General features: G+C 63.4%; 15 protein-coding genes, 4 tRNA genes and 1 pseudogene. 12 read left to right on the top strand and 8 right to left on the bottom strand.

What is annotated here, in order from left to right; translation table 11 throughout:
* Positions 1 to 38: 38 nt before the first annotated feature.
* From H4I97_RS08585 to H4I97_RS08575, 3 genes are read left to right on the top strand one after another with little or no spacing between them, the layout of a single operon-like run.
* Positions 39 to 1,694, top strand: coding sequence for an enoyl-CoA hydratase-related protein (locus H4I97_RS08585; RefSeq protein WP_342344138.1), 1,656 nt, complete (start codon positions 39 to 41; stop codon positions 1,692 to 1,694).
* Positions 1,694 to 3,151, top strand: a complete 1,458-nt coding sequence (locus tag H4I97_RS08580) for a sigma-54-dependent transcriptional regulator (RefSeq protein ID WP_182307588.1) — start codon at positions 1,694 to 1,696, stop codon at positions 3,149 to 3,151. Before H4I97_RS08585 ends, H4I97_RS08580 begins: the two co-directional genes overlap by 1 nt.
* A 46-nt stretch (positions 3,152 to 3,197) precedes the next feature.
* A complete protein-coding gene (locus tag H4I97_RS08575) occupies positions 3,198 to 4,502 on the top strand; it encodes an ATP-binding protein (protein WP_244658746.1) in 1,305 nt (434 codons plus the stop codon).
* A 17-nt stretch (positions 4,503 to 4,519) separates the two neighbouring features.
* Here H4I97_RS08575 and radC read toward each other — a convergent pair.
* From radC to H4I97_RS08555, 4 genes and pseudogenes are all read right to left on the bottom strand, one after another.
* Positions 4,520 to 5,260: pseudogene (gene radC, locus H4I97_RS08570) on the bottom strand (RadC family protein); the annotation flags it as partial.
* Between the two features lie 98 nt (positions 5,261 to 5,358).
* A complete protein-coding gene (gene map / locus H4I97_RS08565; RefSeq protein WP_182307464.1) occupies positions 5,359 to 6,195 on the bottom strand; it encodes a type I methionyl aminopeptidase in 837 nt (278 codons plus the stop codon).
* A gap of 33 nt (positions 6,196 to 6,228) precedes the next feature.
* Entirely contained in the window at positions 6,229 to 6,957 is a 729-nt protein-coding gene (gene sfsA / locus H4I97_RS08560; protein ID WP_182307463.1) for a DNA/RNA nuclease SfsA, read from the bottom strand.
* Between the two features lie 10 nt (positions 6,958 to 6,967).
* Positions 6,968 to 8,815 carry a PHA/PHB synthase family protein gene (locus H4I97_RS08555; RefSeq protein ID WP_182307462.1) on the bottom strand — a complete coding sequence of 616 codons (1,848 nt, stop codon included), beginning with the start codon at positions 8,813 to 8,815 and terminating at the stop codon, positions 6,968 to 6,970.
* 161 nt (positions 8,816 to 8,976) lie between these two features.
* On the opposite strand from H4I97_RS08555, the gene H4I97_RS08550 reads away from it, so the two are divergent.
* The 4 genes from H4I97_RS08550 to recJ all read left to right on the top strand — a co-directional run bounded on the left by H4I97_RS08550 (position 8,977) and on the right by recJ (position 14,165).
* Entirely contained in the window at positions 8,977 to 9,387 is a 411-nt protein-coding gene (locus H4I97_RS08550; protein WP_182307461.1) for a gas vesicle protein GvpG, read from the top strand.
* A gap of 220 nt (positions 9,388 to 9,607) precedes the next feature.
* The gene (locus H4I97_RS08545) at positions 9,608 to 10,831 is read left to right on the top strand and encodes an LL-diaminopimelate aminotransferase (RefSeq protein WP_182307460.1); all 1,224 of its coding nucleotides are present in this window, start codon (positions 9,608 to 9,610) and stop codon (positions 10,829 to 10,831) included.
* 99 nt (positions 10,832 to 10,930) lie between these two features.
* Entirely contained in the window at positions 10,931 to 12,253 is a 1,323-nt protein-coding gene (locus H4I97_RS08540) for a homoserine dehydrogenase (protein WP_182307459.1), read from the top strand.
* Positions 12,254 to 12,362: 109 nt separating this feature from the next.
* Positions 12,363 to 14,165, top strand: a complete 1,803-nt coding sequence (gene recJ / locus H4I97_RS08535; protein ID WP_182307586.1) for a single-stranded-DNA-specific exonuclease RecJ — start codon at positions 12,363 to 12,365, stop codon at positions 14,163 to 14,165.
* A gap of 32 nt (positions 14,166 to 14,197) precedes the next feature.
* Here recJ and H4I97_RS08530 read toward each other — a convergent pair.
* The 4 genes from H4I97_RS08530 to gloA all read right to left on the bottom strand — a co-directional run bounded on the left by H4I97_RS08530 (position 14,198) and on the right by gloA (position 16,068).
* A tRNA-Glu gene (locus tag H4I97_RS08530) sits at positions 14,198 to 14,272 on the bottom strand.
* Positions 14,273 to 14,475: 203 nt separating this feature from the next.
* A tRNA-Glu gene (locus H4I97_RS08525) sits at positions 14,476 to 14,550 on the bottom strand.
* A gap of 237 nt (positions 14,551 to 14,787) precedes the next feature.
* Positions 14,788 to 15,507: a hypothetical protein gene (locus H4I97_RS08520; RefSeq protein ID WP_182307458.1), complete on the bottom strand. Its 720-nt coding sequence runs from the start codon at positions 15,505 to 15,507 to the stop codon at positions 14,788 to 14,790.
* Positions 15,508 to 15,627: 120 nt separating this feature from the next.
* Positions 15,628 to 16,068: a lactoylglutathione lyase gene (gloA, locus tag H4I97_RS08515; protein ID WP_182307457.1), complete on the bottom strand. Its 441-nt coding sequence runs from the start codon at positions 16,066 to 16,068 to the stop codon at positions 15,628 to 15,630.
* A gap of 184 nt (positions 16,069 to 16,252) precedes the next feature.
* Between gloA and H4I97_RS08510 the strand changes: the two genes are divergently transcribed.
* From H4I97_RS08510 to H4I97_RS08490, 5 genes are all read left to right on the top strand, one after another.
* Positions 16,253 to 16,831: a cold-shock protein gene (locus H4I97_RS08510; RefSeq protein ID WP_182307456.1), complete on the top strand. Its 579-nt coding sequence runs from the start codon at positions 16,253 to 16,255 to the stop codon at positions 16,829 to 16,831.
* A gap of 11 nt (positions 16,832 to 16,842) precedes the next feature.
* Positions 16,843 to 17,316 (top strand): DUF192 domain-containing protein, encoded by a 474-nt coding sequence (locus tag H4I97_RS08505; RefSeq protein WP_182307455.1) that lies wholly within the window; start codon positions 16,843 to 16,845, stop codon positions 17,314 to 17,316.
* A 93-nt stretch (positions 17,317 to 17,409) separates the two neighbouring features.
* Positions 17,410 to 17,486 (top strand) — tRNA-Pro (locus tag H4I97_RS08500).
* 66 nt (positions 17,487 to 17,552) lie between these two features.
* Positions 17,553 to 17,858 carry an ETC complex I subunit gene (locus H4I97_RS08495; RefSeq protein WP_182307454.1) on the top strand — a complete coding sequence of 102 codons (306 nt, stop codon included), beginning with the start codon at positions 17,553 to 17,555 and terminating at the stop codon, positions 17,856 to 17,858.
* A gap of 55 nt (positions 17,859 to 17,913) precedes the next feature.
* Positions 17,914 to 17,990, top strand: a tRNA-Arg gene (locus H4I97_RS08490).
* Positions 17,991 to 18,006 lie beyond the last annotated feature (16 nt).

The raw sequence follows: 18,006 nt of genomic DNA, 5'->3' as shown, positions 1-18,006 counted from the left end.
CTATGCGCATCCTGCTGATATGTCATAGTTTCAATTCGTTGTCTCAGCGTCTTCATGTAGAGCTTCGGGAGGCGGGACACGTCGTCTCGGTCGAACTCGACATCCACGACGACCGGACGCGCGAGGCGGTGGATCTCTTCTCCCCGGACGTGATCGTCGCGCCGTTCCTCAAACGGGCGATCCCGGAGGATATCTGGTCGCGCGTTCTCTGCCTGATCGTGCATCCGGGTATTCGCGGCGACAAGGGACCGAATGCGCTCGACTGGGCGATTCTCGAGGATGAGCCCGTCTGGGGTGTCACGCTCGTCGAGGCCCGGGAGGCGATGGATGCCGGTCCGGTGTGGGCCTTTCGGGAGTTCCCTATGCATGAGGCCCGCAAGTCCGATCTCTACCGCGAGGAGGTGACCGATGCCGCCACCGCCTGCGTGCTGGAGACGATCGGGCGGATCGCGGCGGGAAACCGAACACCGCTTGCGGAGGCGAACGATGGCGAGGGTTGTCTCCGCCCGTCGGTGCCGCGGGAACGTCGCGCGCTCGATCCTTCGACAATGACGGTCGTGCAGGCACTGCGGATCGTCCACGCCTCCGACGGAGACCCCGGCGCGATGATCGAGATCGCCGGGCGAACGTTTCGCGCCTATGACGCGCGCCCTGCCGAGGAATGTTCAGGTCCTGCGGGCACGGTCGTCGCACGAAGCGGCGATGCGGTCGCGATTGCCTTTGCCGACGGCGCGCTGTGGCTCGGTCATCTGCGGGAACCGGGCGTGCAGCAGCTGAAACTGCCGGCCGCGATGCTCCTCGCCGATCACTTGGCGGGCGTGCCGGAATTGGCCGCACCGTCGCGGACCTCCTATCGGGAGGAGGAGGGAGTCGGTTTCCTTTCCTTTTCCTTTCACAACGGGGCGATGTCCTCTGAGGACTGCGAGGAACTGCGGCAGGCTTTCCTCACAGCAGTGGCCCGGCCGACGCGCGTCCTTGTACTGCAGGGCGGTTTCGAGGCATGGTCGAACGGCATTCATCTCTCGCTGATCGAAAACGCCGAAAGTCCGGCCGATGAATCCTGGCGCAACATCAACGCTATGAACGATCTGGTCGAGGCGATCATCCGCACCGACGACCGGCTGGTGATCGCCGCCGTGCTCGGCAATGCCGGTGCCGGCGGTGTCTTCCTGTCGCTCGCAGCCGACGAGGTCTGGATGCGCGAAGGCGTGATCCTCAACCCGCACTACAAGGACATGGGCAATCTCTACGGGTCGGAATACTGGACCTACCTGCTTCCCGCCCGGGTCGGCGAGACGCGGGCGCGTGTGATTACGCAGGCGAGATTGCCGATGGGCGTTTCGGAGGCAGAGAGCCTCGGCCTTTGCAGCTGCCGGCTGCCGAGGGCACGGGCGGAGGCGCTCGAAGCGCTCGGAACGGCGGCGAAGGCGCTTGCCGCGGCACCGGATCTCGATGACCGGATTGCGGCGAAGCGGGCGCGGCTCGCTGCGGACGAGGAGAAAAAACCGCTCTCTGCCTACCGGGCCGAGGAGCTTGCCCGCATGCGGCGCAATTTCTACGGCTTCGATCCGAGCTACCATGTGGCGCGGTTCAATTTTATCCATAAGATAGCGAAGTCGAGAACGCCGGCGACGCTGGCCGTTCACCGCGCCGGCGACGGTGGCAGACAGGGGGGCGCAGGGTGCAGGCCTTGATCAATACCCACACGACCGTTCTGGTCGTCGACGACGAAGTGCGCTCGCTGGAGGCGATCCAGCGCATCCTGAGCGACGAGTTCGAGGTCATCTGCGCCCGCAACGCCGAGGAGGCGGAGGCCGTTCTCAACGGCGAACTGGTGCAGATCATCCTGTGTGACCAGCGGATGCCGGGCGAATCCGGTGTCTCGTTCCTGCGACGTGCCCGCGAACTCTGGCCGGACACGATCCGCATCATCATCTCCGGCTATACCGCCTCGGAAGACATCATCGACGGCGTCAACAAGGCCGGCATCTATCGCTATATCACCAAGCCCTGGAACCCGGACGAACTGCTGACCTGCCTGCGCGAGAGTGCCAGCCTCTGGCGGCTGCAACATGCGGCGGGCGAGGTGAATGTCGAGGTGAAGCCGGCGAGCGACCGGCTGGAGAAAGTCGTCACCGACAAGCGCCGCAACGCCCAGAAGAGTTTTGGCTTCGACCGGATCGTCCATACGCCGGGTAGCCCGCTCGTCCATTCGATCCGGCTCGCCCGACAGGCGGCGCGCTACGACGTTTCGGTGCTGATCACCGGCGCCTCGGGCACCGGCAAGGAGCTGCTCGCACGCGCCATCCACCGGGAATCGGCCCGTTCCGACCAGTCCTTCGTCGTCGAGAACTGCGGTGCCCTGCCGGACGATCTGCTGGAGAGCGAACTCTTCGGCTGCAAGAAGGGGGCCTACACGGGCGCCTATCAGGATCGCGTCGGCCTCTTCGAACTCGCCGACAACGGCTCGATCTTCCTCGACGAGATCGGCGAAACCTCGCCCGCCTTCCAGGTGAAGCTCCTGCGCGTGCTGCAGGAGGGGGAGATCCGTCCGCTCGGCGCGCAGCGGCCGCGCAAGGTCAATGTCCGGGTGATCGCCGCGACCAATCGCGACCTTCTCGCCGAGGTGGCTGCCGGCCGCTTCCGCCGAGACCTCTATTATCGTCTTGCGGCCTTCCCGATCCACATGCCGGCGTTGAAGGAGCGCGCCGAGGACATCCCGGTCATCGCCGCGCGGATGCTCATGCAGATCAACCAGTCCTTCAACCGCCAGGTTCCCGGCTTCCACCCGCGCACGCTCGATCTCATGAATGCCTATCACTGGCCGGGCAATGTCCGCGAACTGCACAACGAGATCCAGCGAATGGTGGTGCTGTCCGACGAAAATGCACCGCTGGAGCCGTCACTGCTGTCACCGGAAATCGTGGGTGTGCTCGAGCGAAAACCGAACGGTGTGAACGACTGCGGGGTGAAGCAGTTGAAGGACATCGTCGCGGACGTCGAACGGGTGGCAATCCAGGCGAGCCTGGAGCGCAACCACGGCAATATCAGCCGCACGGCGGACGAATTGGGCTTGTCGCGCGTTGGTTTGCGAAGCAAACTCGAACGATACGATCTGCGACGTGGCCAGGACGACGATGACGCCGACTGAGGCAATGCCCGGACATTCCAATGGAACAGGCTCCGTTCGAGGTGCGATGGAACTCGACCAGGCGAGTGAAGCCATGTGGGTGGACGTCATCCGTCGGATGGACGAGGTCTATTCCGAGCTCCTGCGCAACGAGACCGACCTCGAGCGCAAGAATGCCGAGCTCGAGGAGGCACAGACCTTTATTTCGAGCGTCATCGCGTCGGTATCGGACGTCCTGATCGCCTGCAGCGCCGACGGCCGCATCAAGAAGGTCAATCCCGCATTCCTGAAGCTGACCGGGCATGAGGAGAAGGCGGTGCTCGGAAGCCGAATCTTCGGCTATCTCGCTGAACGCGACCGGCCGCAGGCGGAAAGGCTGATCGCCGCCGGACACCAGGGCAACGTCATGGAGGGCGATCTGCACCTCGTCGCAGCCGACGGCCACGAGGAATGCCTCGCCATCCGCTGTGCGGCACTGTTCGATGCCGGCCGCCGCCGCATCGGCGCGGTCCTGACCGGGCGTCCGATCAGCGAGTTGAAGCAGGCCTACGAGGCACTGCATCGCGCCCACATGAACCTGCAGCAGGCGCAACGCCGGCTGATCGAGCAGGAGAAGATGGCAAGCCTCGGCCGCCTCGTCGCGGGCGTCGCCCACGAACTCAACAATCCGATCAGCTTTGTCTACGGCAACATCTATACGCTCGACCGCTACCGCAAGAACCTGATCTTCTATCTCGACGCCATTCATCGCGGTGAAGCGCCGGAACGGCTCGCCGAGCTGCGCAAGAGCCTGAAGATCGATGCCATCACCGCCGATGTCGGATCGCTGCTCGAAGGTACGATCGAAGGTGCCAACCGGGTGAGCGACATCGTCAAGAACCTGCGGCGGCTCTCCTTCAGCAAGGCCGGCGAGCGCCAGGCGGTCGATGTCGGCCGGCTTTTGCGCAATTCCGCCCACCTGGCGGCCAAAGCGAAGAACGCGCAGGCCGAAATTGTCGTCGACGGCGATCCGGACCTCGTCATCGAGGGACATGAGGGGCAGTTGCACCAGGTGATCGTCAATCTGACCGATAACGCCCTCCATGCCGTCGAAGGGCGAGATGGTGCGCGGGTACAGCTCGCCGCACGACGGCTGGATCACGCGATCGAGATCACCGTCGCGGATAACGGGCCGGGTATCGCCGAGGAGGACATGAGCAAGATCTTCGAGCCCTTCTTCACGACCAAGGCGGTCGGCGAGGGCACCGGGCTCGGCCTCTGGATCAGTTTCACTATCATCGAGGATTTCGGCGGCACGATCACCGCCGGGCGCTCGAAGGACGGTGGCGCCGAGTTCAGGGTCGTCCTGCCGGTGGCCGATGGGCGCTCATAAGCAAGGGCAGGGGCCGTTCAGATCAGCCGGAGGCCCCGGAAGCTCGCATGACCCTGCCGGCCGATGATGATGTGATCGTGGACGGTGATGCCGAGCGGCTTTGCGGTATCGATGATGGTCTTCGTCATGTCGATGTCGGCGCGTGACGGTGTCGGGTCTCCGGACGGGTGATTGTGCACGAGGATGATCGCCGTCGCGGAAAGTTCGAGCGCCCGCTTCACAACCTCACGGGGATAGACGGGCGTGTGGTCGATCGTGCCGCGCCCCTGCACCTCGTCGGCGATCAGCGCGTTGCGCTTGTCTAGGAAGAGGATGCGGAACTGCTCCGTGGTCTCGTAGGCCATTGCCGCGTGGCAGTAGTCGATCACCGATGACCACGAAGAGAGCACGTGCCGCTCCTTGAGCTCGCTCTTCAGCATTCGCTGCGCCGTGGTTGCGATGAGCTTTAGGTCGAGCGCCACCGTCTCGCCGATCCCCTTCACCTCCTGCAGCAGGGCAGGCGGTGCGCCGAGCACGCCGGCGAGCGTGCCGAAGCGGCCGATCAACGCCTTGGCGATCGGCTTGGTATCGCGGCGCGGAATGAGACGGAAAAGCAGAAGTTCGAGGAGCTCGTAGTCCGCGAGCGCCGCCTCGCCGCTTTCGCGGAAGCGCGTTCTCAACCTGTCGCGATGACCGATATAATGCGCCTCTTCCTGAGCGTTCGCGCCGGAGATCGGCCGTGGTTTCGAAGGCTGCTCGGCGAAGAAGCTTCGTTCATCGACGGCGGCAGTATCCTCCTCCGCCTCTTCCCGGTCCGGAACGACGGTTTTGTCGTCTTCATCGTCTGCCGGGAAAAGGGAAGGAGGTTTGCCCATCGTCAGCCTCGAAGCGGCGGCAGTCCGGGACGGTCGAGACCGGCGGGTGAAAGCGTGAAGATTTCACAGCCCGTCGCCGTCACGCCGACGGCGTGCTCGTATTGCGCGGTCAGCGAGCGGTCGCGGGTGACCGCGGTCCAGCCGTCGGAGAGCACCTTCACGTGCGGGCGGCCGAGGTTGATCATCGGCTCGATGGTGAAGATCATCCCCTCGCGCAGTTCCGGACCCTCGTCGGCCCGGCCGTAGTGCAGGATGTTCGGGGAGTCGTGGAACAACTGTCCGATGCCGTGGCCGCAGAAATCGCGCACGACGGAACAGCGCTCGGCCTCTGCATAGGTCTGGATCGCCTCGCCGATGGCGCCCGTGCGGGCGCCGGGGCGCACCGCGGCAATCCCGCGCATCAGGCACTCGTAGGTGACTTCGAGCAGCCGTTCGGCGGCGCGCTTGATCTCGCCCACCGGATACATGCGGCTCGAATCGCCGTGCCAGCCGTCGAGGACGTAGGTAACGTCGATGTTGACGATGTCGCCTTCGCGCAGCGGCTTGTCGTTCGGAATGCCGTGGCAGACGACGTGATTGATCGAGGTGCAGCAGGATTTCGTGTAGCCGCGGTAGTTGAGCGTGGCCGGGAGCGCCCCGTTGTCCATGCCGAATTCGAAGACGAAGCGGTCGATCGCGTCCGTCGTGACGCCGGGCTTCACGACGGAGGCGAGTTCGTCCAGACAGCGCGCGGTCAGCTGCGAAGCCTTGCGCATGCCTTCAAAGGCTTCGGGGCCGTAGAGCCTGATCGCTCCCGTATTCTTGAGCGGCGCCGTTGCCGCGTCGATGTAATTTACCATTCATCCGCTTTCAGGTTGGATGCATTCCGATTGTCACACCGTACATAATGCAGCAGGGGCGGCTTCGTCCATTGCGATGAGTTGAAGCGGTGCGATTTCCGCGGCACTCACCCGGCATTTGACGGCGTAGGCCTCGACTCCGCGCCGTCTCGCCTCGGCGAAGGCGCGGGCATAGGCGGGATCGAGGTCGCCCGAAAGACGGAAGCGGTCGCAATCCTCGCGCTGGATGAGATAGAGCATGATGGCACGGTGGCCGGCATCCACCATCGCCGCAAGTTCTTCGAGGTGCCTGGTGCCGCGTGCGGTCACGGTGTCCGGAAATTCGGCAAGCCGATTCTCGCGGATGAAATGCACGTTCTTGACCTCGACATAGACATCCGCCCGTCCGGGTGAGGAAAGAAGAAAGTCGATGCGCGAGTTCCGGCCATAGCGTTGTTCGCGCCGCAACGTCTCGTAGCCCGCAAGATCGTCGACAAGGCCCATCCGGATCGCCTCTTCGCCGAGCCGGTTGGCAAGGGCTGCGTGGACACCGACGACGGTATCGTCGGCTTCGATCAGCTCGAAGGCATAGCGATGTTTGCGCGCCGAGCCGGCGTGATCGGAAAGCCAGATACGCGAACCGGCGTCCGTCAACCCCAGCATCGAGCCGGTGTTTGGGCAAAAACCGGTGATCTCGCTTCCGTCGTCGAGCAGCGCGTCGAACAGGAAGCGCTTGTAACGCCGGATGAGCCGGGCAGGGACGAGAGGGGGATCGAACTTCATCGCGTAGGAGTCACGCCCGTTCGCGCACGTACGTGCCGGGCGCGTCGGAGATCGCATTCAGCGCACCACCGCCGACCTTGCGGGCAGGGACCCGCTTGCCGTCGAGCGACTCGACCCATGTTTGCCAGTGCGGCCACCAGGAGCCCGGTGTCTCTTCTGCTCTTTCCAGCCACTCCTCGAAGGCGCCGGCGGGCGCACCGCCGGTCCAGTACTGATACTTCTGCTTGCCGGGCGGGTTGACCACGCCGGCGATGTGGCCGGAACCGCTGAGCACGAAGGTGACCGGTCCACCGAACAGGCCGCTGCCGACGAAAACCGATTTGGCCGGCGCGATGTGATCCTCGCGGGTCGCGAGATTGTAGATCGGGATCTTCACGTCCTTCAGCGACAGGGTCTTGCCGGCGATCTTCATCCGTCCCTTGCTGAGCGCATTGTCGAGATAGCAGTTGCGCAAATAGAAGGAGTGGTTGGCGGCCGCCATCCGGGTCGAGTCCGAATTCCAGAACAACAGGTCGAAGGGCATCGGCTCCTCGCCCTTCAGGTAGTTGTTGACGAAGTAGGGCCAGATGAGCTCGGAGGCCCTCAGCATGTTGAAGGCGGATGCCATCTTCGAGCCTTCGAGGTAGCCGCTTGCCCGCATGCGCTCTTCCATCGCGTCGAGCTGCTCTTCGTCGACGAACACCTTGAGGTCGCCGGCATGGGTGAAATCGACCTGGGTGGTGAAGAGCGTTGCACTTGCGATGCGTTTGTTGCGCTCCTTGGCGTGCAGGGCGAGTGCGGCGGAGAGCAGCGTGCCGCCGACGCAGTAACCGATCGCGTTCACCTTGGTCTCGCCGGTCGCCTTCTCGACGGTCTCGAGGGCGAAATCGACGCCCTCGCGGATATAGGCTTCCCAGTCCTTCGTGGCATGCCGCTCGTCGGGATTGACCCAGGAAATGACGAAGACCGTATGTCCCTGGTCGACACACCACTTGATGAAGGACTTTTGCGGGTTGAGGTCGAGGATGTAGAATTTGTTGATCCACGGCGGCACGATCAGGAGGGGCCGCTTGAGAACCGTGCCGGTCGCCGCTTCGTATTGCAGGATTTCGCAGATATCGTTCTGGGCGATCACCTTGCCCGGCGTGACCGCCATGTTCTCGCCGACGGCGAACTTGCTGTAGTCGGTGTGGCGAAGACGAAGGTCGCCGCCGCCGGCCGCGATATCCTCGGCGAGCATCTTCATGCCGCGCACGAGATTGTCGCCGTGGCTCGCGACCGTTTCGCGGTAGACCTGCGGATTGGTGACGACGAAGTTTGCGGGCGAAAGGGCAGCCGTGATCTGCCGGACGTAGAAGGCGGCCTTGTGCCGGGTGTGCTCGTCGAGCCCCTCGGCATCGCGCACCATGCGCTCGGCCCAGTCGCTGCCGATGAAATAGACCTGACGCAGGAAGTCGAAGAACGGGTTGCGCTGCCAGTCCTCGTCGGCGAATCGCTTGTCGTTCGGGAACTGCGGCGCGGGCTCCGCGCCTTCGCCGCCGGCGAGCCTCTGCGCGGTCCGCGTCCAGGCGCCGAACATGCCGGCCAGCAGAAGGCCCTGCGCTTCCAGCGTCCGCTTCGGGTCCGACATCCAGTACTCGGTGACCTTGGACATCGTCTTGACGAGTTCCGTCAGCGGTTGCGACACCGGGTCGACGATCTCGCCGCGCTCGCGCGGCGCAAGCCATGTCGAAGCGGCCTTGCCGAGGTTTTCGAGGGCACGGGCGACATTGATTGCCAGCGCTTCCGGATCCTTGACGATGTAGGGTTCAATCAGCTTCGGATCGAAGCCTTGGGCCGTAGCACCGGATGTGGCACCGTCTTCGGTGTCTCTGCTCAAGCTGTTCCTCCCGAGAGTGCTCGTGCGAGTCCTCTTTTATGTTTGCTTATCCTGCCTGAAAACGACTACAAGTTCCAGCAATACGAAAGCCATTCCTGACGTATTCGGAAGCGGGGATCAACCGCCGGATGCATTGCGGCGCCGGTTTGGGATATATGGGTATGATTGCAGCGATGTGGGCGATGAAAACGTGGCGTCTTGCTTCCGGTCTGGCACTGGCCGGTGCACTCGGGGTCGCCGCGGGATGCTCGTCGACGGGCGGGCAGACGGCTGCGGCCGGGCCGCGGTCCTCCGTGCTCGACGTCACCGTCAGCGATGGGGCTCGCAGCCCCCAGACGCCGGCGCTCGGCACCTCTCCGGACGGCTATCCGGATTTCTCGCAGCCGCTGACGGCCGCAAGCGTTCAGATGAGCGACGAGGAGGCGGTGGCGCTGCAGGCGAAGCTGTCGGCACTCGCCTCCGCCCGCAAGTCGGGCACGATTTCTGAGGCCGAGTACCAGCGGCGAGTGGAAGAGCTGCGCAAGCTCGCCGCAGAGCACGGCGTCGACGTACAGGCGGCGCTGGCCAAATAGCGCTTGCCTTTGCTGCAATTTGGAAGCAAAGCAATCGGGGTGCGACCGCTCGCTTCGGCTGGTTTGTCCTTTGTCGACGGACACAGATTTGCCGCAGCATTTCGCCATTGCATCACACAAAAGGGTCTGTTCCGGTTTCGGGTTCGTTACGGAACATGTCACGAGCAACAAACGAACCCGCTTGGCGCGGATGCTACCGCGCGATCCCACGGGGTTTGAGATGGAAGAGTTTCATAAAGTTCGGCGCCTGCCGCCCTATGTTTTCGAACAGGTCAACCGTTTGAAAGCTAGCGCGCGAGCCGGTGGCGCCGACATCATCGACCTCGGTATGGGCAACCCCGACCTGCCGACCCCGAAGGCGATCGTCGACAAGCTCTGCGAAGTGGTCCAGGACCCGCGCACCCATCGCTATTCGTCTTCCAAGGGCATCCCGGGCCTCCGCCGCGCCCAGGCTGCCTACTACGCCCGCCGCTTCGGCGTGAAGCTCAACCCGGAAACCCAGGTCGTCGCGACGCTAGGCTCGAAGGAAGGCTTCGCCAACATGGCCCAGGCGATCACCGCACCGGGTGACGTCATCCTCTGCCCGAATCCGACCTATCCGATCCACGCCTTCGGCTTCCTGATGGCCGGCGGTGTCATCCGGTCGATGTCGGTCGAGCCGGACGAGACCTTTTTTCCGCCGCTCGAACGTGCCGTGCGCCATTCGATCCCGAAGCCGCTGGCGCTCATCATCAACTATCCGTCGAACCCGACCGCACACGTCGCCTCGCTCGACTTCTACAAGGACGTGATCGCGTTCGCGAAGAAGCATGACCTGATCGTGCTCTCCGACCTTGCCTATTCGGAAATCTACTTCGACGACACCCCGCCGCCATCGGTTCTTGAGGTTCCCGGCGCAATGGACATCACCGTCGAGTTCACCTCGATGTCGAAGACCTTCTCGATGCCCGGCTGGCGCATGGGCTTTGCCGTCGGCAACGAGCGGCTGATCTCGGCGCTGACCCGCGTAAAGTCCTATCTCGACTACGGTGCCTTCACGCCGATCCAGGTGGCGGCGACCCACGCCCTCAACGGCGACGGTTCCGACATCGCCGAAGTCCGATCGGTGTACAAGCGCCGCCGCGACGTGCTGGTCGAGACCTTCGGCAAGGCCGGCTTCGAAGTGCCGCCGCCGGCGGCGACCATGTTCGCCTGGGCGAAGATCCCGGAGAAGTTCCGTCCGCTCGGCTCGCTCGAATTCTCCAAGCTTCTCGTCGAGAAGGCCGACATCGCCGTCGCCCCCGGCATCGGCTTCGGCGAGATGGGTGACGACTATGTTCGTATTGCGCTGGTCGAGAACGAGCACCGCATCCGCCAGGCCGCGCGCAATCTCAAGCGCTTCCTGTCGACGGCCGACGAAACCATGCACAACGTCATTTCGCTGAACGCCCACCGCCAAGGTTGAGCTTTCCGGCCGACGACGATAACCTCGCCGACCATCAGGTCCAGGCGGCCCGTTCGCGGCCGCCTTTCATGCAATTCGTAAGTTTCGGGAAATTGATCTATGGCGGATGCCCTCAGGATTGGCATTGCGGGTCTGGGCACCGTCGGTGCCGCGCTGGTTCGCATTCTTCAACAGCGCAGCAACGAGCTTGCCATTTCCTGCGGCCGGAAGATCGAGATTGCGGCGGTGTCCGCCCGTGACCGGAACAAGGATCGCGGCATCGATCTCTCCGGAATCGCCTGGTACGACGATCCCCTCGACCTCGCCGCCAATGCCGAGATCGACGTCTATGTCGAACTGGTCGGCGGCGCCAACGGTGCGGCGGAGGCGTCCGTTCGGGCAGCGCTGGCGCGCGGTCTGCATGTGGTGACCGCCAACAAGGCGCTGCTCGCGCGTTACGGCGTCGAACTGGCGCGAATCGCGGAGAAAAACGGTGCTCTCCTCAATTATGAGGCGGCGGTCGCCGGCGGCATTCCGGTCATCAAGGCGCTACGCGAGTCGCTGACCGGCAATCATTTCTCCCGCGTCTACGGGATCATGAACGGCACCTGTAACTACATCCTCAGCCGGATGGAGAAGGAGGGCCTTTCCTTCGGCGAGTGCCTGAAGGATGCACAGCGGCTCGGCTATGCCGAGGCCGATCCGAGCTTCGACATCGAGGGCAACGACACCGCCCACAAGCTCGCGATCATGACGACGCTCGCCTTCGGCAGCGAGATCGCCGCTGATGACATCTATCTCGAGGGCATTACCAATATCTCGATCGAGGACATCCGCGCGGCGAACGAGCTCGGCTATCGCATCAAGCTCCTCGGCGTGGCGCAGAAGACGGACACGGGCATCGAGCAGCGCGTGCACCCGACGATGGTGCCACTCGATTCGGTGATCGCGCAGGTCGACGGTGTTACCAATGCCGTAGCGCTGGAATCCGACATTCTCGGCGAGCTGTTGATGGTCGGCCCCGGCGCCGGCGGCAGTGCCACGGCATCAGCGGTGCTCGGCGACATCACCGACATCGCCAAGAGCCGTCCGGGCGCGCAGCAGGTGCCGGTACTCGGCCGCCCGGCCCATCTGCTCGAACCCTATCGCCGGGCGCAGATGCGCAGCCACGAAGGCGGTTATTTCATCCGGCTGACCGTTGCCGACAAGATCGGCGTGTTCGCCAATGTCGCGACCCGCATGGCCGACAACGGTATTTCGCTGGAATCGATCGTGCAGCGCTCGCAGCCGGATGGAGAGATTGGCGCGCCGGTGACTATCATTCTCGTTACCCATGCGACGATGGAGGAGTCGGTCCGCAAGGCGGTCTCGGCCATCCGCGCGGAGGGATATCTTATCGGCGAACCGCAGACGATCCGCATCGAGCGGCCGAAGACGGTGTGACGGCGCTCCTGCCTTTCCGGGCGGGGTGGCGAGGCTGCCGATGGCTTGCTGTATGTGTTTCAGCGGGCGATAAACCTGGAATGACGACGGGCGGGAAGATAAAATGGGCATGAATGAACCGGTCGATCCGGTGCCGCGCGCATTCCTCGGCGTGGAAAGCTCGGTGAGCGGCCAGCGATGGGTCTCGCGCCTCGATCAGGCCGGACAGAACCGCGCACTCGCCATCGCCCAGCTTCATGGAATGCCGGAAATCCTGGCGCGCGTGCTGGCAGGCCGCGGCGTCGGCGTCGACGAAGCGCCGGCCTTTCTCGATCCCACAATCCGCTCCCTGATGCCGGACCCGGCATCGCTCACCGATTGCGAGGCCGCGGCGGCGCGGATCGTGCGGGCGATCGCCGGCGGCGAGCGCATTGCGATCTTCGGCGACTATGACGTCGACGGTGCTGCCTCCTCAGCGCTCCTCTATCGTTTTCTCGCGCATTTCGGCGCGGAGGCGGAGATCTACATTCCCGACCGTATTTTCGAGGGCTACGGCCCGAACCCGGTGGCGATCGGGCAGCTGATCGAGCGCGGCGCGCGGCTGGTGGTCACCGTCGACTGCGGTTCGACCAGTTTCGAGGCGCTGGAGGAGGCGCGCCGGCGCGGCATCGACGTCGTCGTCATCGACCACCACCAGATGGCGCACGCCATGCCCACCTGCCACGCACTGGTCAATCCCAACCGCGAGGACGACCTGTCGGGGCAGGGGCATCTCTGTGCCGCGGGTGTCGTCTTCCTCGTGCTGGTTGCCACGCTGCGGCTGCTGAGACAGCAGGGCGACCGTCGCGCCGGATCGATCGACCTGCTCGCCTGGCTTGATCTCGTGGCGCTCGCGACCGTTTGTGACGTCGTTCCTCTCAGGGGCCTCAACCGCGCTTATGTGGTGAAGGGGCTGATCGCAGCCCGCCATCAGCAGAATGCCGGTCTCGCGGCTCTGTTGAGCGTGGCGGGTATCGGCGGGCCGGTGACGCCCTATCATTTCGGCTTTCTCGTGGGTCCGAGAATCAATGCCGGCGGTCGCATCGGTGACGCCGCGCTCGGGAGCCGCTTGCTGACGCTCGATGATGCCACCGCCGCCGGTGAAATCGCAGCGAGGCTCGACGAACTCAACCGCGAGCGGCAGGCGATGGAAACCGCGATGCTGGCGGAGGCGGAAGCGGAGGCGCTTGCCGAATACGGCACCGGCGAAACGGCATCCGTCATCGTCACGGCCCACGATAATTGGCACCCCGGTATCGTCGGGCTGCTTGCCGCCCGCCTGAAGGAGAAGTTCAAGCGGCCGGCCTTTGCGATCGCTTTCGATTCTTCCGGCAAGGGAACGGGATCTGGACGTTCGATCAACGGCTTCGACCTCGGGCGCATGGTTCGGGCGGCGGTCGACGCCGGCCTGCTCGTCAAGGGCGGCGGTCACGCCATGGCGGCCGGCCTGACCGTCGAACGCGCCAATCTCGGCCGGCTGCGCGCCTTCTTCGACGAGGCAGCAGGCAGCCAGGTATCGACGCTTGCCGCCAATCGCAGCCTGAAGATAGACGGAGCGCTGGGTGCATCCGGCGCCACCATCGCGCTGATCGACCAGCTGGAGACGGCCGGTCCCTATGGCGCCGGCCACCCGCAACCTTGCTTCGCCATTCCTGCGCATCGCTTGCGGGATTCGCGCCTTGTCGGTGTCAATCATGTGAAGGTGACCGTCGAGGCGCAGGACGGATCGCGGCTCGATGGGATAGCCTTCCGCGCCGCCGAAACGCCACTCGGCGATTTCCTGCTGTCCTCGCGGGGCAATCAGGTTCATCTCGCGGGCTCGCTCAGTGCCGAGCACTGGCAGGGAACGCGGCGCGTGCAGATACGTGTCACCGACGCAGCGAAAGCGTTCTGAGCGATATCCGACGATGTACGGAAGATTGGAAGTGGCACGCCCTAGGGGAGTCGAACCCCTCTTCCCAGAATGAAAATCTGGTGTCCTAACCGATAGACGAAGGGCGCGTGCGCTTCGTTGTGGCGCCCTTATAGTCAGGGCTTCGGAATCCCGCAAGCGGAAAAATGCATTTTTCCGGCCGTCCGCGAAAAAAATCGAGAGACGGTCAAGTTACGGGAAAAACTGACGAAAATGCTTGTGGCGACACATGATGAGCGAGCGCACGAGGCAGCGTCGCGGCTATGTCAGTCTACTCGCAAGGGAAAGAAAGTGGCACGCCCTAGGGGAGTCGAACCCCTCTTCCCAGAATGAAAATCTGGTGTCCTAACCGATAGACGAAGGGCGCGTGCGCTTCGTTGTGGCGCCCTTATAGTCAGGGCTTCGGAATCCCGCAAGCGGCTTTCTTTCGTTTTTTGCAAAAAATGTGACGGCTGTGGATTCTGACGATGCGTCTATGAAAAAGTTCTTAGGTGTCAGATGGATAGGCATGAATTCTGAAGCATGCTCAGGTAACATTACCTTGCGGAAGGCGGCTGAAACGAACAGGACGCGCCCTCCGAACGAGTTGCTGAGAGTGGGCGTCCTACGACTTTGACTTGCCGAGCAATCGCCCGAGAATCGGGAAAAGCGTCTTCTTTGACGGCTCCGCCGGTGCATCCTCGGCAATGGGCGCAGCCGGTTCGGAATTTGCAGCTTCTTTAGCGTCCGGCTCTGCCGGAGCGCCGGCCGTGACGGTCGGCGAGTCGTCCCCGAGCGGCTGAGGGGTGACTTGCTCGTCGGCGGGGAGGTCCACCGGATCGGCGGAAGCATATTGCGGGGCACTGAACAGACTGCCGGTCATCGGGCTGACGCGGCGTGTCGGCATTTCGGCCGGAACGAGGCTCGCCGCGGTCATCATCGACGCGGCGGCGTCCGCCGGCACCGGCTCCTGTTGCTGTGCGAAGATGCTGGAACGGCCGGCGTTGATCGCTGCAGGCTGCATTACGGCGTCCGCGAGACCGGCTGTGGCCGCTCCTGAAGCGGCCGGAATCCTCTGTGCCGTAGCGGCCGCCGGCGTCTGTTGCCGGTCGCCGGCCATCGCGACGACGGACGGATCGGAATAGCCGGAGCCTTTCGCGGCCGATTTCCTTCCAATCGTCCCAGTCGGCAGCGTTGCGACCTCGGGCGCCGAATCGGTTGTCGCTGCTGCAGATGCTTTTTCGCCCGTGCTCGCGCAGCCTTGCAGTGCCGTCAGGGCGACGCCGCAGAGGACGATCCGGCACGCAATCCGGCGACGCACCGACAATTTCGGCAGGCAGGTCATTGGAAAACCCCACGGAACTGGTTGAAAGCGGCAGAGACCGAAACAGAAGACAAACTGCGTCCAGCCGCGTATTCAGCAGGGTGATAGCCCGCCAAGCTTGTGCGAGGCGGGCCGAGGTCGTTACCAGCTTCCGGTATTCGGCATCGAGAGCCACGGCTCTACCGGTGCGAGGCCTTCGCCTTTTTGCAGGATCTCGATCGAGATGCCGTCAGGCGAGCGCACGAAGGCCATGTAGCCGTCACGGGGCGGACGGTTGATCGTCACGCCGTTCTCCATCAGTCGCCGGCAGGTGGCGTAGATGTCGTCCACCTCGTAGGCCAGGTGACCGAAGTTGCGTCCTCCGGTATAGTCCTCGGTATCCCAGTTATAGGTAAGCTCCAGGCACGGTGCCTTTTTGTCGCGCACTGCCTCGACGTCGCCGGGAGCGGCCAGAAACACGAGTGTGAACCGGCCTTTTTCGTTTTCGATGCGCCGCACCTCGGCGAGGCCGAAGATGCGGCAGTAGAAGTCGAGTGACGCATCAAGATCTTTGACGCGCACCATGGTGTGAAGATAGCGCATGATGTCCTCCTAATAACGTGTCCGGATATGGAGCAGACGACAGCTTCGAGCAAGGATGAAGCGTCAAAAGGATTTGGGTATATCTTAGACAGGGACTTGCGCGACACCAACGGGCAAATGTTAATCTGATCGTCAAGAATCAGTTAACGAACCTATGTGACGCGTTTTCGAGGGGCGTGAGGAAATGGCCGACAGGATTTCATCGAAAGGGCTCGCCGAGTTCGAAGAGCTGTCCGGGGAAGCCGTCGAACTTCTCGAGATCACCGGTGTGGTCAAGTGGTTCGACGTCGCCAAGGGATTCGGCTTCATCGTTCCGGACAACGGCATGCAGGATGTCCTCCTGCACGTGACCTGCCTGAGGCGCGACGGCTACCAGACCATCCTCGAGGGGACGCGCATCGTTGCGCTGGTGCAGAAGCGTGAACGCGGCTACCAGACCTTCCGCATTCTCTCCATGGATCAGTCGACGGCGATCCACCCTTCGCAGATGCCGCCGGTGCGCACCCATGTGCAGGTGACGCCGACGAGCGGGCTGGAGCGCGTGCTGGTGAAGTGGTTCAACCGCACCAAGGGTTTCGGCTTCCTGACGCGCGGCGAGGGGACCGAGGACATCTTTGTCCATATGGAGACCCTACGGCGCTATGGCCTGACGGAACTTCGGCCGGGACAGAGCGTTCTGATACGCTTTGGCAATGGTGAGAAGGGGCTGATGGCCGCCGAGATCCATCCCGACAATCCGGGCCCGGCGACCCGCGCCCATTGAGGCTGCGTCCTATGATCAGTGAAATCTGGAGAAGCGCTGTCCTGGCGCTTTTTTTGTTGCTTCCGGTCGCGGCTTCGGCGCAAGAGGCCGGCCTGCGCAAGGCGGCACTGGCGATTGAAACGCCGGGCGGCAAGCGCCATGTCTTTCAGGTCGAATGGGCGGGAACGGCCGCGGAGCGCGAGCATGGCCTGATGTTCAGGGCCGAACTCGACGCCGATGCGGGCATGATTTTCGATTTCGGCTTGGCGCGGACGGTGATGATGTGGATGAAGAACACACCGCTTTCGCTCGACATGCTCTTCATCGACGAGGAGGGTGTCGTCAGCCGTATCGCCGAGCGCACCGTGCCCTATTCGCAAGATATCATCGCCTCTCCGGGGCCTGTTCGTTATGTGCTGGAGATCAACGGCGGCCGGTCGGCTGCCCTCGGTATCGTGCCGGGGAGCCGGGTTGACATCGACGCAGCCCGGGCATCGTTGAAATGACAGCGTTTTTGTCACTGTGAACGGTGACGAAAAGTCGATTTTAGCTGTTGCCCACGGCGGGTGAACCGTGTATTTCGGCAATGATCGCTGGAACGGAGTGTAGCGCAGTCTGGTAGCGCATCTGGTTTGGGACCAGAGGGTCGGGAGTTCGAATCTCTCCACTCCGACCACCGCGGTGGTCCTGCGATCGTCAGGGAAGGGATCTTCCTTCGCAGTCCTTTGGAGCTCGTTGCGACATGACCGCCAAGATTTATCGCCCCGCCAAGACCGCCATGCAGTCGGGTAAGGCCAAGACGCAGTTCTGGCTGCTCGAATACGAGCAGGAAGTGCCGCGCAAGGTCGAGCCGATGATGGGCTATACGAGCTCGGCCGATACGCGCCAGCAGGTCAAGGTCACCTTCGAGACGCTCGAACAGGCAGAGGCTTTCGCTAGGCGCAACGGCATCGAATACCGGGTGATCCTGCCCAAGGAAGCCAAGCGCCAGGTCGTATCCTATACCGACAATTTCCGTTATAACCGCCTGCAGCCCTGGACGCACTGACCGCGTCCGGCCTTTCAGGACCGTCGCCGTCCGCCGGACAGAGGTGGCGCACGGAGGCCCCTTAGCTCAGCTGGATAGAGCACCTGCCTTCTAAGCAGGTTGTCGTTGGTTCGAGTCCAACAGGGGTCGCCAATCCTCCGGTTTTCCC

The sequence above is a fragment of the Ciceribacter thiooxidans genome (assembly GCF_014126615.1).
Lineage (GTDB): Bacteria > Pseudomonadota > Alphaproteobacteria > Rhizobiales > Rhizobiaceae > Allorhizobium > Allorhizobium thiooxidans.
The sequence above is the reverse complement of the archived record's forward strand: the minus strand, read 5'-3'. Positions and strand labels throughout refer to the sequence as shown.

What these genes read in the sequence shown, in the direction of transcription:
- H4I97_RS08495 (WP_182307454.1), top strand. Translation starts at nt 17,553, where the DNA reads ATGACCGCCAAGATTTATCGCCCCGCCAAGACCGCCATGCAGTCGGGT.
- sfsA (WP_182307463.1), bottom strand. Translation starts at nt 6,957, where the DNA reads ATGAAGTTCGATCCCCCTCTCGTCCCTGCCCGGCTCATCCGGCGTTAC.
- H4I97_RS08520 (WP_182307458.1), bottom strand. Translation starts at nt 15,507, where the DNA reads ATGACCTGCCTGCCGAAATTGTCGGTGCGTCGCCGGATTGCGTGCCGG.
- H4I97_RS08510 (WP_182307456.1), top strand. Translation starts at nt 16,253, where the DNA reads ATGGCCGACAGGATTTCATCGAAAGGGCTCGCCGAGTTCGAAGAGCTG.
- H4I97_RS08550 (WP_182307461.1), top strand. Translation starts at nt 8,977, where the DNA reads ATGATTGCAGCGATGTGGGCGATGAAAACGTGGCGTCTTGCTTCCGGT.
- H4I97_RS08575 (WP_244658746.1), top strand. Translation starts at nt 3,198, where the DNA reads ATGGAACTCGACCAGGCGAGTGAAGCCATGTGGGTGGACGTCATCCGT.
- H4I97_RS08540 (WP_182307459.1), top strand. Translation starts at nt 10,931, where the DNA reads ATGGCGGATGCCCTCAGGATTGGCATTGCGGGTCTGGGCACCGTCGGT.
- map (WP_182307464.1), bottom strand. Translation starts at nt 6,195, where the DNA reads ATGGTAAATTACATCGACGCGGCAACGGCGCCGCTCAAGAATACGGGA.
- gloA (WP_182307457.1), bottom strand. Translation starts at nt 16,068, where the DNA reads ATGCGCTATCTTCACACCATGGTGCGCGTCAAAGATCTTGATGCGTCA.
- recJ (WP_182307586.1), top strand. Translation starts at nt 12,363, where the DNA reads ATGAATGAACCGGTCGATCCGGTGCCGCGCGCATTCCTCGGCGTGGAA.
- H4I97_RS08505 (WP_182307455.1), top strand. Translation starts at nt 16,843, where the DNA reads ATGATCAGTGAAATCTGGAGAAGCGCTGTCCTGGCGCTTTTTTTGTTG.
- H4I97_RS08545 (WP_182307460.1), top strand. Translation starts at nt 9,608, where the DNA reads ATGGAAGAGTTTCATAAAGTTCGGCGCCTGCCGCCCTATGTTTTCGAA.